The organism is Enterococcus columbae DSM 7374 = ATCC 51263, from assembly GCF_000406925.1.
In the GTDB taxonomy this organism is placed as follows: domain Bacteria; phylum Bacillota; class Bacilli; order Lactobacillales; family Enterococcaceae; genus Enterococcus_E; species Enterococcus_E columbae.
This window is the reverse complement of record NZ_KE136347.1, coordinates 64,083-78,869: the sequence shown is the minus strand read 5'-3', so window position 1 is coordinate 78,869 and position 14,787 is coordinate 64,083. Positions and strand designations below refer to the sequence as shown.

The 14,787-nt window shown below is 35.5% G+C and carries 16 protein-coding genes; 6 read left to right on the top strand and 10 right to left on the bottom strand.

The window, feature by feature from the left end:
- The first annotated feature begins 157 nt into the window (after positions 1-157).
- The gene (locus RK02_RS00380) at positions 158-802 is read left to right on the top strand and encodes a FusB/FusC family EF-G-binding protein (protein WP_016182248.1); all 645 of its coding nucleotides are present in this window, start codon (positions 158-160) and stop codon (positions 800-802) included.
- A 45-nt stretch (positions 803-847) separates the two neighbouring features.
- Here RK02_RS00380 and murB read toward each other — a convergent pair whose 3' ends face one another.
- Entirely contained in the window at positions 848-1,744 is an 897-nt protein-coding gene (gene murB, locus RK02_RS00375; protein ID WP_016182247.1) for a UDP-N-acetylmuramate dehydrogenase, read from the bottom strand.
- Positions 1,745-1,836: 92 nt separating this feature from the next.
- Positions 1,837-2,760, bottom strand: a complete 924-nt coding sequence (locus tag RK02_RS00370) for a Gfo/Idh/MocA family protein (protein WP_016182246.1) — start codon at positions 2,758-2,760, stop codon at positions 1,837-1,839.
- 98 nt (positions 2,761-2,858) lie between these two features.
- Between RK02_RS00370 and RK02_RS00365 the strand changes: the two genes are divergently transcribed.
- Positions 2,859-3,611, top strand: coding sequence for an exodeoxyribonuclease III (locus RK02_RS00365; RefSeq protein WP_016182245.1), 753 nt, complete (start codon positions 2,859-2,861; stop codon positions 3,609-3,611).
- A gap of 296 nt (positions 3,612-3,907) precedes the next feature.
- Here the strand turns inward: RK02_RS00365 and RK02_RS00360 are convergent, their stop codons facing one another.
- From RK02_RS00360 to RK02_RS00325, 8 genes are all read right to left on the bottom strand, one after another.
- Positions 3,908-5,941 carry an ABC transporter permease gene (locus RK02_RS00360; RefSeq protein WP_016182244.1) on the bottom strand — a complete coding sequence of 678 codons (2,034 nt, stop codon included), beginning with the start codon at positions 5,939-5,941 and terminating at the stop codon, positions 3,908-3,910.
- Positions 5,928-6,695, bottom strand: coding sequence for an ABC transporter ATP-binding protein (locus tag RK02_RS00355; protein WP_016182243.1), 768 nt, complete (start codon positions 6,693-6,695; stop codon positions 5,928-5,930). Before RK02_RS00355 ends, RK02_RS00360 begins: the two co-directional genes overlap by 14 nt.
- Positions 6,696-6,862: 167 nt before the next feature.
- Complete coding sequence (locus RK02_RS00350) at positions 6,863-7,891, bottom strand: sensor histidine kinase (RefSeq protein ID WP_016182242.1); 1,029 nt, start codon at positions 7,889-7,891, stop codon at positions 6,863-6,865.
- 4 nt (positions 7,892-7,895) lie between these two features.
- Positions 7,896-8,564 carry a response regulator transcription factor gene (locus tag RK02_RS00345; RefSeq protein ID WP_016182241.1) on the bottom strand — a complete coding sequence of 223 codons (669 nt, stop codon included), beginning with the start codon at positions 8,562-8,564 and terminating at the stop codon, positions 7,896-7,898.
- Positions 8,565-8,572: 8 nt separating this feature from the next.
- Positions 8,573-9,097 carry a GNAT family N-acetyltransferase gene (locus tag RK02_RS00340; protein ID WP_016182240.1) on the bottom strand — a complete coding sequence of 175 codons (525 nt, stop codon included), beginning with the start codon at positions 9,095-9,097 and terminating at the stop codon, positions 8,573-8,575.
- Positions 9,090-9,557 (bottom strand): tRNA (adenosine(37)-N6)-threonylcarbamoyltransferase complex ATPase subunit type 1 TsaE, encoded by a 468-nt coding sequence (gene tsaE, locus RK02_RS00335; RefSeq protein ID WP_016182239.1) that lies wholly within the window; start codon positions 9,555-9,557, stop codon positions 9,090-9,092. Before tsaE ends, RK02_RS00340 begins: the two co-directional genes overlap by 8 nt.
- Before the next feature lie 118 nt (positions 9,558-9,675).
- Positions 9,676-10,659: a phosphate acetyltransferase gene (pta, locus tag RK02_RS00330; RefSeq protein WP_016182238.1), complete on the bottom strand. Its 984-nt coding sequence runs from the start codon at positions 10,657-10,659 to the stop codon at positions 9,676-9,678.
- 194 nt (positions 10,660-10,853) lie between these two features.
- Positions 10,854-11,534 carry a uracil-DNA glycosylase gene (locus RK02_RS00325; RefSeq protein ID WP_016182237.1) on the bottom strand — a complete coding sequence of 227 codons (681 nt, stop codon included), beginning with the start codon at positions 11,532-11,534 and terminating at the stop codon, positions 10,854-10,856.
- Between the two features lie 175 nt (positions 11,535-11,709).
- Between RK02_RS00325 and RK02_RS00320 the strand changes: the two genes are divergently transcribed.
- The 4 genes from RK02_RS00320 (at position 11,710) to RK02_RS00305 (ending at position 14,660) form a co-directional block, all read left to right on the top strand.
- Positions 11,710-12,582 (top strand): Cof-type HAD-IIB family hydrolase, encoded by an 873-nt coding sequence (locus RK02_RS00320; protein ID WP_016182236.1) that lies wholly within the window; start codon positions 11,710-11,712, stop codon positions 12,580-12,582.
- 13 nt (positions 12,583-12,595) lie between these two features.
- The gene (locus tag RK02_RS00315) at positions 12,596-13,150 is read left to right on the top strand and encodes an LURP-one-related/scramblase family protein (protein WP_016182235.1); all 555 of its coding nucleotides are present in this window, start codon (positions 12,596-12,598) and stop codon (positions 13,148-13,150) included.
- Between the two features lie 167 nt (positions 13,151-13,317).
- Complete coding sequence (gene nrdI / locus RK02_RS00310) at positions 13,318-13,773, top strand: class Ib ribonucleoside-diphosphate reductase assembly flavoprotein NrdI (protein ID WP_016182234.1); 456 nt, start codon at positions 13,318-13,320, stop codon at positions 13,771-13,773.
- A gap of 29 nt (positions 13,774-13,802) precedes the next feature.
- On the top strand, positions 13,803-14,660 hold the full coding sequence (locus RK02_RS00305; RefSeq protein ID WP_016182233.1) for a LysR family transcriptional regulator: 858 nt from the start codon (positions 13,803-13,805) through the stop codon (positions 14,658-14,660).
- Positions 14,661-14,787: the final 127 nt, after the last annotated feature.

Below are 14,787 nucleotides of genomic sequence, written 5' to 3'. Positions count from 1 at the left end.
TATTTTTACTTAGCTTTTACATACTGGCAAACTATTAAGGGGGTGGTCATATGGTACGTTTCGTATCATCTGTACTTAGTTGGTTCGTCTTCAAATAAATTCCCTTTGCTAGGTTCTTCCTAAAAAAGGGAGCGAAACCAGATAAAGGAGTATGTCTATGAAACCAACTATTTATCCGCATCAATTTCATGCGTTAACACAACAAGTCGAAAATTTAATTAATGCTTATCAATCAGTTAATGATTTACAAACAATTAAAGTTTACCAAGCACTAATCTTTGAAAAAATTGATGAACTTTTTGATGAGCAATTACCTGAAATCGAAGCATTCAAAGAAATCATCTTAGATAAAAGCTTGACCAAAACAAAAGCTCAACGCTATTTATTACCTATTAAAGAATGTGTCATCGCTTTTGAAAAACCATCGACCAAACAAGTCGAAAAAGCTTTTCGAAAAATTAAAAAAGTCAAACAACCCGATTGGGAGCAACTTGATTTAAGAGAATGCTCATTTGTTGGCTTTGATGATGCCGGAAGTCAAAAAAAATATCTATTGTATTATGATCAACAACATCAATTAAAAGGTATTGTAGGTCAGATGTCCCCTAATGTAATCAAAAATGTTTGCAGTATTTGTAATCACATCGGTAATGTCGCTTTATTTTTATCCACAACCAAAGCTACTGCCGATGGTACCTATACCAAAAAAGGTAATTATATCTGTACGGATAGCCAAAAATGTAATCATCAATTATATGATTTAGAAGGCTTATATCAATTTGCTGAAAAAATCCAAAAATAATGGATAAAAAAATCCAGTGGATATTGTTCCACTGGATTTTTCAGTTTATTTTTCTTCACCGATAATTCTCACTTCTGTTTCTAAAGTGACATCAAACTTTTCTTTAATCACCGCTTGTATATGTGCAATTAATTCAACGTAGTCAGTAGCCGTTGCATGATCGACATTAACAATAAAACCGGCATGTTTGGTTGAAATTTGGGCACCTCCAAACTGTAACCCTTGTAAGCCAGCATCTTGAATCAATTTACCGGTAAAATGACCAACTGGACGCTTAAAGACACTACCACAAGAAGGATACTCTAAAGGTTGTTTACTTTCTCTTAAAAAGGTAAGCTCATCCATCCGTGATTTGATTTGGCTTTTATCGCCATCTTTTAATTGAAAAGCAGCTGATAAAATAATTGCTTTTTGCTCTTGGATAGCACTATGACGATAAGAAAAAGCCATCTCTTCTTTATACAAGCGTTTAACCTGACCATCAGGATATAACACATCACAGTAGGCAAATACATCCTTAATCTCACCATCATACGCACCGGCATTCATAAATACAGCACCACCGATACTACCTGGAATCCCACAAGCAAATTCTAAACCAGTTAAGCTATACTCTAACGCTTTATAACTAGTATCAATTAGTTTTGCTCCCGCTTGTGCAGTAATTTGCTCTGCTTCAACACTGATTTTATCTAATTTTTCTAACATAATTACTACGCCACGAATACCACCATCGCGAACAATTAAATTACTAGCATTGCCTAAAACCAACCAAGGGACATCATGGGTTTGACAATAATTAACAACAGCTTGTACCTCTTCTACACTTTTAGGAAAGGCTAAAAAGTCAGCCGGTCCACCAGTTTTGGTAAAAGTATAGTGACTTAGTGGTTCATTTTGAAAAATGGTCACTTGTGGTAAGGCTTGATTTATTGTAGTCATTTTAGATTTTTCTCTCACTTTCTTTAGCTAACAATTTTTGTTAGTCTTTTCACCAAATTCTTTTTTATTCTATCATCAATTCTATAAAATTTCTATTTTTTCTCTTGATTATATTGTCGCAACATGTCTGTGCAAAGACGATGAGATAAAATGGCTAATTGGTAATTATCAATATCAATAGGTTTCGCTTGCTCCAAAGTATCAAGAAAATCACTTACCACTGATTCAAAACCACGTTTATATAAAGTTGTATCCCAATCATTAAAGGTTTGATAAGTTTTTTGCTGATTAACCTCTTCTATCCATTCTACTAAATTATTCACTTGATAAGTACCTTGCTTACTAGTTAAGCTATATTTTTCTTGATTGCTCCCACTATACATATCCATCGTTAAATGAGCCAAACTATTTTGAGTATGTAACGTCATACTAGCAAATGATAATAAACCGTCTGGTAGCGTTTGAATATGACTGGTCATCTGCTCAATTGGCTCATCTAATAAATAAACCGCCGTATCGACTAAATGCAAGAAAAGGTCAAATATTTCAAACCCTACTTCTCGGCTATGGGCTAGACGATTTTTACTTAGATGAAGAATTCTTTTTTCCGGAATCGCTTTTAATTTTTGAACAAAGGGCGCTTTTCTACGATTAAAGCCCACTTGCAAATGACATTGCTTTTCTTTAGCTAATTGAAATAATTCTTCGACTTGTTCTTGTTTTTCACTGACCGGTTTATCAACATAGACATGAATTCCATTTAACAAACATTGTTTAATCAATTCATAATGACTATTAGTAGCTGTATGGATAAAACAAGCATCAATTTTCTGGTCAATCAATTCATCTAAAGTATGATAGGTATGTTGTAATTGATATTTTGCTTTTAAATGTTGCAACACTTCATCATTTCTAGTTGCAAAATAAAAAGTTGCACGATTTTGATATTGGACATAAGTAGGTAAATACGCTTTTTGTGCAATATTGCCTAGACCTAGTACACCGATTTTTAACATATACAATCCTCCAACCAATCTATTTTTACTGTTTTACTTTCATGATACTAAACAATCAGGTAGAATAAAAGTAACCTAGTTAGAAATGAGGAGAAAAAATGAAATTTATCTCTTGGAACGTCAATGGTCTACGGGCAATTGTCCAAAAAAATTTTTTAGAAACTTTTCAAGAACTGGATGCAGACTTTTTCTGCCTACAAGAAACGAAACTGCAAGCTGGTCAAATTGACTTAGATTTACCGGGCTACTATCAATATTGGAATTATGCCGAGAAAAAAGGTTACTCTGGTACTGCTATTTTTACCAAACATGAACCCTTAGCCGTCCAATTAGGCATAGGGGTGCCCGAGCATGACCAAGAAGGCCGCGTCATTACCCTTGAATATCCAGATTATTATGTGGTTACCTGCTACACCCCTAATTCCCAAAATGAATTAAAACGTCTAGATTATCGGATGAATTGGGAGGAAGCCTTTTTAAATTATTTAAATACATTGAAAGCGAAAAAAGGCGTCATTTTATGTGGCGATTTAAACGTTGCCCATCAAAATATTGATTTGAAAAATTGGAAGACCAACCAACGCAATGCCGGATTTACCATCGAAGAACGGGAAAAATTTACTCAACTCTTAGCCAATGGTTACATTGATACTTTTCGTTACTTTTATCCTGAAAAAGAAGGTGTTTATTCTTGGTGGAGCTATCGTTTTAATGCCCGTAAAAATAACGCTGGTTGGCGGATTGACTATTTTATCGTATCAGATGATCTAAAAGAACGATTAGTTGATGCTAAAATTCATACCGAGATTATGGGAAGTGATCACTGTCCGGTGGAATTAGATTTAAATTAATCGCTGTTAAACGACTAGCTATTTATAAAATTTGTCTCACCATAGAAAATATAAATGTGCCCTTTACTTAAATACCTAAATTTTTTCGTAGCTGGGCAAGTTGATAGACAACCTTATTGACTGTGTACTATCAACTAGCTACTTAAAAAATTCGCCCTCCGCTTGCGAAAATCTTTCTCTTTGCTGATTTTCTCATCGGCGGGACACTCGAATTTTTTCGTAGCTGAGCAAGTTGATAGACAACCTTATGTTTAAAACGCCTGTTGAAAGTCGATTCTTTCAACAGGCGTTTTGTTTTATCCTTCTTTGACTACACTGCGGTTCATTAAATACGTAATGATTAGATAACCTAGATTCACCAAAAGAACAAAGCCACTCACTACTCCCACTCGTTGAATATCTAATTCATAGCCGCCACCTAGCATGAGATAATCTTTGGTAAACTTCAAGCCGAAAATCATATGGATCAAGGCTCCAACTAATGGAATAATGAAAAAAATCGCGATTTGGTTAAATAAAGACCTCTGAATCATCGTTTCTGTGGTACCTAATTGCCGTAAAATCCGATAATTTTGCTGATGTTTTTCAAAATCAATTAAACTCTTCAAGGATAAAATGCCGATTGCTGCAATTAAGAAGAAAATACCCAAATACATACCCACTACCGTAATCATCAACGCATCAGAGGCTGCTGAAGTCTTGGTAGCATAACGAGATTGTGCTGAATAGCTACCGACTCTATTTGGTAAAGCCTTTTGCCAATTGTTCGCTAGGTCTTTTTCATTGCTTAATCCTTTTTGATTATAAATCGTGCCAATAAATTTACCATAAGGCTGCAAGGCGAGCTGATGAAGCGTGCGATCATTTAAGATAAAGTAGCTAAAATAACTATAAGATTGTAAGGTTCCATTAATAAATTGCTTTTTAGCAGGAACTAACGACTGATTTGCCACGGTAATATTAGGTAAGGCATGCAGTTTATTTTCCACCTCTGTAACAAAATAGCCACCTGATTGCATCACTAATGCATATTCCCCTGCTTTAACCGTTAACTTAGGCAGATGATAATAAGGTGCTATTTGATTATATTGACTATTGCTTACAAAAAGTGGATGCTGTAAAAAATGCTTGTCATCTTGAATGCCAAGTAGTTGATTCGTGCCAAGCTTTTGATCAAGCTTTGGATCAATATAAGTATCATATTGCAGCTCTTTTTTGACCATTCCTTTAAAATATGCTCGATATTTTTCAACGGCTTGCTGAACAATCGTTTGATCTAGTGGCGGAATTCCTTCATCATTTTCATCCGCTGCTTGGGTAATCGCATATTGAAAATCAAAAGGAACCACAGATAAGCTTTTTTCTTCAATCCCTACTTTAATATTAAAAGAAGCCACTAAAATCCCAAGCGCAAAAAATTGCAAAAGACAGATAGTCGCTAAAGAAAAGACACTTTTGGCTAATTGTGTACTAAATTGACGGATACCAAAGCTGTGTAATTTTCGATAATAAAAACCTTTAAACTTAGGGGCAATCACTGGAATAAAAGCCGAAAAGCCCATAAACACAAGATAGGTTCCAACAATTCCTCCGACAATAGCGTATAAAATTAAATCAAATGAAAGGTCCTGATGAACAATCTCTGTTAAATGCCAAGCAATATAATAACTCCAGCTTAAAATCGCTAAACCAACCACCAACAAAAGACTACCCAGCCAAGGCTTTTGCCACCAACTCGTTTCATTTTGCTGACTTGCTTTTAATAAATCGATTAATTTTGCGCGATTAACGATTACTACACTAAAACACATCGCAACCACGTAAATAATCCCAAAGCTAATCAAGGTTTGGCCAATTGCATGTAGCGAAATTTGAATACTAAGCCGTGAAATATCAGCCGCAAAAAGATGTCCTAAAAAAAGATTGATGAGCTGAGAAAAACCTACACCTAATAATAAGCCAAAAATTAAAGAAAACACGCCAATAAAAAAGGTTTCTAAGACTAAGATGAACGAAAGCTTTCGTTTATTCATCCCTAAAATCATATATAAGCCAAATTCTTTTTTGCGCTTTCTTAATAAATAGCTAGTCGCATAGAGAATAATTAACCCAAATACAAAGGCAATAAATTTATTGAAAATACTCAAACTTTCAAAAAGAACCGTTAATTTTTGATTATAGACTTTTTCAAAATAGCGAAAGAGGCTTTGATCTTGTAACGCAGTAAAAGCGTAAAACATCGCCACGCCTAAAGCCAAGGTCACAAAATAAACTAAAAAACTACCGATACTCTTTTTCACATTACCTAAAGCTAATTTAACGGACATCATTGACATCACCACCTAATAAGGCCACCACTTCAATAATTTGATCAAAAAAGGCTTTGCGGCTTAAAGTACCGCGATACAGCTCATTAAAAATTTGGCCATCTTTTACAAATAATACGCGATTAGTATAGCTAGCAGCAAAAGCATCGTGTGTCACCATTAAGATAGTGGATTTTAAACGCTCATTAAGCAATTCAAATTGCTCTAGTAATTGCCGTGCGGACCTTGAATCAAGCGCACCAGTTGGCTCATCGGCCAAAACTATAGCGGGATCTGCTACAATCGCCCGGGCTGCGGCAATTCTTTGTTTTTGACCACCCGATACCTCATAAGGAAATTTATATAAAATATCAGTAATGCCTAAATAACTTGCCACCTTCAAAACCTTTTCTTCAATCTGCTTCACACCTACATTGCGGATAGATAAAGCTAAAGCAATATTTTCAAAGGCATTCATCGTATCTAGTAGATTGAAATCTTGAAAGATAAAGCCGATTTGTTTTTGACGAAATTGATTTAGCTGTCCCCCTTTTAATTTGGTAATATCCTGATTGGCTACAATAATTTGACCACTTGTAACTCGATCAATCGTTGCAATACAATTTAATAACGTGGTTTTTCCACTACCTGAAGCGCCCATAATCGCCACAAATTCTCCTGATTGAAGTTCAAAACTAATTTGATTTAAAGCACGTGTTAAATTAGTCGCCCGGCCAAAATATTTTTCCACCTGCTTCACTTGTAAAACTGGATTCATATACTGTTCCTCCCTATCACTCATTGATTTTACAACTTTATTATAACTATCACTTGATTAACTGTCGTCAGCCTAATCTTACCGTAGATTACAATTTTGTAAGATTTCTAGCTTTTCAAATAGAATAAGCGAGCTTACCCTAAACAACGGGAAACTCGCTACATAAACTAATTATTCTTTTGAACGACTGCATAAAAACTAGGTTTAGCAAAAACAAGGGTTACGGTCGTTCCTTGCTGTAAAGTTGAATCAATTTTAAGGCCATGACCTAATTGAGTGGTTAACTTCTTAACCAAATATAAGCCTAGACCGGTCGCTTTAGGATATAGACGACCATTCTCTCCGGTAAAGGATTTATCAAAAACCCGAGGCAGATCACTAGCTGAAATACCACAACCATTGTCGCTAATCTTTAGCTGAATTTCCGTATCATTTTCGACTACTTTTAATTCAATTGTTGGATTAGTTGCAGTATGAACATATTTTATCGCATTGTCTAAAATTTGATTTAAAATATAAGCTAGCCATTTTTGATCCGTTGTTACAATAGCTTGCGTACTAGGTGCTTGTAATTGAATCTTTTCCTTGAGCAAGCGTGCTTGATTGCGCATGGCTACCTGTCGAATAACCTGCTGTAGAGGCACTTGCCGAATGAGATAATCCTTTTGTGCATGCTCAGCCCGCGTAAAATATAAAACCTGATCTAAATAATCTTCTAACTGCTGTAAGGATTGTTTCATTTCAATGGGTAAATGATGCTGATTATAAAGACTCAGCTGTAAAGTAGCTAAAGGAATTTTCACTTCATGAATCCATAATTCAATAAAATCCTTAAAATCCTCTGCTTGTTTTTGACTGCTACGTAATTGGGTTAAAAAGCTTTGATAAACCTGCTGTAATTCTTCATTGACCAACTGACCTTCATAAAATTTGGGATTGGCAATAATTGAACGAACCAATAAGCCTTGCTCTTGCAATTGATCTAATTGTTGGAATAATTCACGATAATAACTGTTACGCTGATGATATTCCCAGGATTCAATCAACAAAAAACTACCTAACATCAATAGTACTAACATGAAAAGCATGGTCGTAGGCAAACGAAAAACCCATAAAAAGAAAAACAACAACAGCCCAACAAGCCCCTTAATGAAATATTGCCAAATTCGACTTTGAAGATATTTACCTATCTGCATTTGCTCACTCCAATAATAGATAGCCTTGTTTTTTCTTGGTTTCAATCACCTGTTCTAAGCCTAAATCCGCCAATTTTTGACGCAAGCGACTAATATTCACACTCAGCGCATTATCATTGATAAACTCATCATTATTCCATAATTCAGTCATCAGCATTTCCCTAGTCACAATTTTTCCACGTTGATGCCATAATAACTGAAAAATCAACTGTTCATTTTTCGTTAGATGAACCATCTCCTGTGCATTACTTATCGTCCATTTATTCCAATCAATCTGTAGATCATGATATTGTACAAGATTGGTACTAACAGGTTGCATTCTTTTAAAAATTGCCGCAATATGCAACAGTAAGGCAGTAGGATTATAGGGCTTGGTAATATAGTTATCCGCACCATAGCTTAAGGCTAAAACCTCATCCATTTCATTTGCTCGACTGGTGACCATAATAATTGGAAATTGATAGGTTTTACGAATTTCTTGTAATAGTTGATGCCCATTTAAACCAGGCAATTGTATATCAAGTAGCAATAAATCTGGTTGATGCGTAGCGATTTCTGCTAACGGATTTAGCACATCTTGCACAATATAGGGCTGATACCCCGCCTGTGAGAGTAAAATAGCCATTTCCTGTGCTAAAGCGAACTCATCTTCTATAATCATGATTTTTTGCATCTTATCACCTACTCAAAATACTTGGCATATAAATACACATCGACTAATTTTCCTGATGAAAGTTTCGCACCGTATTTAAGAGTGCCTTCTTTAACAAAACCAAATTTTTGATAAAGATGAATTGCTGGGATGTTTCTTGCTTGAACCGTTAATTCTAAGCGTTTAAAACAACCAACCGCTTTTGCATAGTCAATTAATTCTTCCATTAAAATAGAACCAATTCCTAAAGACCAATAGTCTTTTAAAATAAAAATGCCTACTTCACCAATATGTTCAATCCGATATTCTTCATTGCCTTTAATTGAAGCAGCCCCAATACAATTTGAACCATCAAAAGCCAGTAACAATAGCTGATTATTAGCATTAGCTAATAATTCAAGTTGATTAGCTAATAACGCTTCACTTAAGCCCATCCCATATTCATCCATAATTAAATAATCTGTTTCACTGGCGACTTGTTGACTTAATGCCAGTAAATCACGAGCATCTGAAGCCTTTGCTTGGCGAATCAATAAATTTACTTCACTACTCATGAAAAGTCCCCTCAGCCAAAATCGTCGTTAACCAAGCTTGTGCAAGTGGCCCATTCGCCTCAAAGACAAGCTTGCGACAATTTTCATCAGTTGCATCTTTATGAATCGTCAAGTGTAAATAATCCTCAGGCATTTCTGTTAGTAATTCTCCCCATTCAACAACACTCAGACCGTCACCTTCAAAATATTCTTCTAATCCCATCCCTGCCACATCGCCATCAATCCGATAAACATCCATATGGTAAAACGGCAATCGACCTTCTTGATATTCACGAATCAAGGTATACGTAGGACTTTTAATCATTTGGTGAATCCCTAAACCCTTGGCAATACTTTTTGACAAAGTGGTTTTGCCTGCACCTAAATCACCTGAGAGAATCAAAACACTCCCGCTTGGTGCACTTTGTCCAAGTAAAACACCTAATTTTTCCATTTGGCTAAGATCAGTAATCGTAATCAAAAAGCTCCCTCACCTTCAAAAATATTCTTTCCTTCATTTTATCATAAAAAAACGCTATTTGTTACATCTGTCAAAGACAAAGCAACAAATAGCGAAATAGCTTGCAGCAATCAACACATTATTTATCTAATAAAGTTTGAACTGCAGTGATAATAGATAATTTGTAGACATCTTCTTCATTACAACCACGAGAAAGGTCAGAAACTGGTTTATTCAAACCTTGTAAAATTGGACCAATTGCTTCAAAACCACCGAAACGTTGGGCAATCTTATAACCAATATTTCCGGCTTGTAAATCTGGGAAGATAAAGACAGTTGCAGCACCAGCTACTTCTGATTGTGGTGCTTTTTGAGCTGCCACGCTTGGCACATAAGCCGCATCAAATTGTAATTCCCCATCAATTTGATATTCAGGTGCTAGATCTTGCGCAATTTTAGTTGCTTCCACGACCTTATCAACCATTGGCGCTTTAGCTGAACCTTTTGTTGAGAAGCTTAGCATCGCTACTTTTGGTTCAATATCAAATAATTCAGCTGTCTTAGCAGAAGCCACGGCAATCTCAGCTAGCTCCTGAGCTGTTGGATCCACATTAATCGCGCAATCGCCAAATAAATATTTCTCTTGGTCACGTCCACGAACCATTAAAAAGGCTCCACTTGTACGACTGACACCTGGCTTAGTTTTGATGATTTGTAAAGCTGGACGCACAGTATCCCCAGTGGAATGAATTGCTCCAGAAACCATTCCTTCTGTAATTCCCATATAAGTAAGCATGGTACCAAAGTAATTCACGTCTTTTAAAATTGTTTCAGCTTGCTCTTTAGTTGCTTTACCGTTACGACGAGCAACAAAAGCTTCTACCATTTCATCCCAACGATCATAGTTATCAGGATCTAATATTTCAAAATTATCTAAAGCAATTCCACGAGCTTGAGCTGCTTTTTGGATATCTGCTGTCTTCCCAATTAAAACCGGTTCAACTAATTCTTCAGATTTCAAACGTGCTGCTGCTCCTAAAATACGAGGATCTGTAGCTTCTGGAAACGCAATTTTAATATGTCTTCTTACAATTTTAAATTTTAAACTATCGAACAATTCCATTTGGACAACCTCCAGTACATTAATACCCTTACATTGTACAACACATTGTATGAAATGAACAGTTCTTTTTTTCTGTAATATTAAAAAAAACCTTATAAGAACAATATTGTTAACATTTTCACAGTTTTTCAAATACCACAGTAACTAGCGTTTTTTTTTACTGTTTCAAACAAGCTTACAAATCGTTGAGCCAATTATTCTTGCATTGGTAATTGCCAATTAATCGGTGCTAAACCAAAACTTTTTAATGCTTCATTTGTTCTTGAAAACGGTCTTGAGCCAAAAAAACCGCGATAAGCAGATAAAGGACTCGGATGTGCCGATTGGATAATCACATGGCGAGAAGTATCAATCATTTTGATTTTTTGCTGTGCTGGTTTTCCCCATAAAATAAATACCATCGGCGTTTGTCTTTGACTAAGCTTTTGAATAATGACATCGGTGAATTGTTCCCAACCATGGCCTCGATGGGAATAGGCTTTACCTGCTTGAACAGTCAAAACGGTATTTAATAAAAGTACCCCTTGTTTGGCCCAAGCAGTTAAATGACCATGTTGGACTGGCACAATCCCTAAATCAGCTTGTAATTCTTGATAAATATTCCGTAAAGATGGAGGTAAGTTCACTCCCGGCTGCACGGAAAAAGCCAAACCATGCGCCTGATTAGGCCCGTGATAAGGATCTTGTCCTAAGATTACTACTTTTACCTCTTCATAGGGGGTAAGTTCTAACGCTTCATAGATATGATACATATCCGGATAAATCATTTTAGTTTGATATTCCGTTTTTAAAAATTGACGTAGCTGTTGATAATAAGGCTTAGCAAACTCGTCGGCTAATATTTCTTGCCAACTATTTGAAATAATCGTTTTCATTTTTAGGGATTAAACGTTAATCCTTCACATCCTTTGCTTAAAAACTCAACTGGCTCTATTGTAACAATTTTTTATTTAATTGCCAAAGGAGAATTTGTTTTGAATCATAGAGCCTATAGTTAAATTGTGATAAACTAATAGATATAAGTTACCCATAATCGAAAGGATGAACGCTATGATCCAAATGATTGCCTCTGATATGGACGGCACTTTATTAGATGAACACATGCAAATTTCTGAGGAAAATATTCAAGCCATTCGCTATGCTCAAGATAAAGGGATTCAATTCATGGTTTGTACTGGTCGGAATATCACCGAGGTACTCCCTGCTTTAAGTGATGCCAACATTACCTGCCCGATGATTACTTTAAATGGAGCACAAGCTTTTGATCAAAATAAAAACGTACTCTTTACTGCTGGAATTGAGCAGGAGCTAGCTTTAGCCATTATTGAAATTTTAGAACAAGAACACATTTATTATGAAATTTCAACTAACGAAGGGACTTTTTCTCAAGATTTGGCCCGTAGAATCGAAACTTTCGCCGCCTTTTTATGTGAACGAATGCCTCATTTAACCTATCAAATGGCCATTGCGATGACATCAGCACGTTTTGATCAGCTACCGATTAAAATTGTTCCTAATCTGAAAGCGTATATCAACCAACCACAGGTACAGGTGCTAAAGATCATTGGTTTTGAACATAAGCGACCAGAAATTTTAGCTAAGGTGCGCCAAAAGCTACAAGATTTTAACGAGTTAGCTGTTACCTCTTCTGGTAGCAATAACATTGAAATCAATCATAAAATGGCGCAAAAGGGGTTAGCCGTAAAACAAATGGCTGAGCTATTACAAATTCCCTTAACACAAGTGATGACCATTGGTGATAACCTGAATGATTTGAGCATGATTCAAATGGCTGGCGTAAGCTTTGCTATGGAAAATGCAATTGATGATTTAAAAGCTGCCGCCAAATATCAAACAGATACCAATGTTAATAGTGGGGTTGGTAAAGCCATTTTTAGAGCAATTGATGAAAAATTAACCTAAAGAAGGAAATTTTATGCCAGAATACTATATTCAAGATCAACAGCTTTCCAATGTTACCCGCACGATAATAAAAGATGAACAAGGCAAACAACTTTTTTTAATGGTCGGCACGTGGGGCAGACAAAAAGATGTCCTTTCGCTGTATAAAATGAATGGTCAACTCATCGCGCAAATCAAGCAGCTTAGCATTCTGTTTGGCAGTCGTTTTGCAATTTATGAACATCGGCAACAAGTTGGTGTGATGCGAAAAATTTTCAATTGGCCGGGAGATTTTTATTATATTAAGCAATTGCATTGGGCTGCTCACGGGAATATTTATCAACATCAATATCAAATCCATCATTTCAATAAAAAAATTATGACGATGAATACTGCTTCGCTTTTTAGTGGTGATTACTATGTGTTAGATATCCCTGAAAGTAAACATGCGGCCAAATGTATCTGCATTGCTGCAGTTCTAGATTACTGGCTTTATCATAAAAAACCACATATCTCCTCTAATTTACAGACAAATGAATACCAAACGGCTATTTTGGCTGAAGGTTATCAATGTCAAGCTAAAAATTAAATGAACGGCTATCTTATTTAATAAAAATTAAATAACTTTCGTAACTTTTTGTATTAACAAAAAAGCTTTAAAATAAACTGACTTTTCATCTTAAATATTACTAATAAATAATGATATTTATTATTCTTATAAAAAAAATCTGTTATACTAGAACTGGAGGGATTTTGATGAAAGACATCCATATTATTTATATATCTATTTCAGGCAATACTCGAGCCTTTATTCAAAAATTAACAAAATATGCACACGAGCAGCAGCAAAACGATGCCAAGCTGCCAAAAATCATTAGTCAAGAAGTTCATCTACAGACCACACCTCATGAAATTACTGAACCATTCTTTGCCTTTGTACCGACTTATTTAGAAGGGGGAAATGGCATTGACAATGGTGATGTTGAAATTTTAACTGAGCCCTTGAGAGAATTTTTACGTTTTAATCAGAATGCTCAAGCTTGTCTTGGAATTGTCGGCAGTGGCAATCGTAATTTTAATCATCAATACTGTCTAACGGCTAAGCAATATGCCCAAGAATTTCAAGTACCCTTGATTGCTGATTTTGAATTACGTGGTACGACTCAAGATGTAGAACAAATCTATCAAAAATTACGCACTTATCTTAACTAACTATTTTTATTATCTAAGGAGGACTTCCCTTGTTTCAATTACTTAGAACTTTTTTATCGGTTTATGCCACTCATAATTTCACTCGTTCAGCTGATTATTTATTTTTATCTCAGCCAACCGTTTCTTCTCAAATTAAAAAATTAGAAGAAATGCTTACCGTGCCTTTATTTATTCGCAACGGTAAACAAGAAATTACGCCAACTCCGGCAGCCGATTATATGTATCCGATTATTGAAAAAATCGTTAAGCAATGGGATGATGCCGTAGATCAAATAACCGAAAAACAAAAGCAGCGGAAGTCATGCACAATTGTCAGCTCACATTTTTGCGCAGTTTTTTATCTGCCTAAATTAGTTAGTCAATTATTATTAGATTTTCCTCATGTCGATTTTATTTTTAAAGTAGGGAATAACGAAGAAGTTTTACATTTACTCGAGGAAAACAAGGCTGATCTTGGTCTAATTGAACAAGCCGAAAACTTAAAAGAATTTGTGCGTACACCATTAGCGGTCGATGAACTAGTCTTAGCTGGTGATTTAGATAGCGAATACTGGCTTTTAGGCAATGATGATTTAACCCTGCGCCAGTTCAATCAACAATACTTGCAAACCAACCATCTCATGCCTAAAATCATTGAAATTGATACTGATGAAATGATTGGTTCCATGCTAAAAAATCATGTTGGTCGCTCTATCGTACCCAAGTGTACCCTATCTGCTGAAGTAAGCTATCGACCTTTAGATAAGGAAAATATCCGACACTTCTATTTACTAATGAAGCGTGAAATCAACGTGCCAATTATTTTAGAAATAAATGAACATATCAAAAATTTAGCGCAAAGCTATGACTTAACTCACTCAAATACGCTTGATTGTTCAAGTGATTAAAAATGCGACTATAACTTAGAAAATCACACTAAGTTATAGTCGCTATTTTTATTGGTTCTTTGTCAACTAGTGTTGTTGGCAATTAAGTCGATGGGAGAGGAAGTTATTTTTTCGATGACTTTCTCTC

Bases quoted from the DNA above. Each gene is read 5' to 3' on its own strand.
- RK02_RS00320 (WP_016182236.1), top strand. From the start codon at position 11,710: ATGATCCAAATGATTGCCTCTGATATGGACGGCACTTTATTAGATGAA.
- RK02_RS00360 (WP_016182244.1), bottom strand. From the start codon at position 5,941: ATGATGTCCGTTAAATTAGCTTTAGGTAATGTGAAAAAGAGTATCGGT.
- murB (WP_016182247.1), bottom strand. From the start codon at position 1,744: ATGACTACAATAAATCAAGCCTTACCACAAGTGACCATTTTTCAAAAT.
- RK02_RS00380 (WP_016182248.1), top strand. From the start codon at position 158: ATGAAACCAACTATTTATCCGCATCAATTTCATGCGTTAACACAACAA.
- RK02_RS00350 (WP_016182242.1), bottom strand. From the start codon at position 7,891: ATGCAGATAGGTAAATATCTTCAAAGTCGAATTTGGCAATATTTCATT.
- nrdI (WP_016182234.1), top strand. From the start codon at position 13,318: ATGAAAGACATCCATATTATTTATATATCTATTTCAGGCAATACTCGA.
- RK02_RS00355 (WP_016182243.1), bottom strand. From the start codon at position 6,695: ATGAATCCAGTTTTACAAGTGAAGCAGGTGGAAAAATATTTTGGCCGG.
- pta (WP_016182238.1), bottom strand. From the start codon at position 10,659: ATGGAATTGTTCGATAGTTTAAAATTTAAAATTGTAAGAAGACATATT.
- RK02_RS00340 (WP_016182240.1), bottom strand. From the start codon at position 9,097: ATGAGTAGTGAAGTAAATTTATTGATTCGCCAAGCAAAGGCTTCAGAT.
- RK02_RS00345 (WP_016182241.1), bottom strand. From the start codon at position 8,564: ATGCAAAAAATCATGATTATAGAAGATGAGTTCGCTTTAGCACAGGAA.
- RK02_RS00325 (WP_016182237.1), bottom strand. From the start codon at position 11,534: ATGAAAACGATTATTTCAAATAGTTGGCAAGAAATATTAGCCGACGAG.
- RK02_RS00315 (WP_016182235.1), top strand. From the start codon at position 12,596: ATGCCAGAATACTATATTCAAGATCAACAGCTTTCCAATGTTACCCGC.
- RK02_RS00370 (WP_016182246.1), bottom strand. From the start codon at position 2,760: ATGTTAAAAATCGGTGTACTAGGTCTAGGCAATATTGCACAAAAAGCG.
- RK02_RS00365 (WP_016182245.1), top strand. From the start codon at position 2,859: ATGAAATTTATCTCTTGGAACGTCAATGGTCTACGGGCAATTGTCCAA.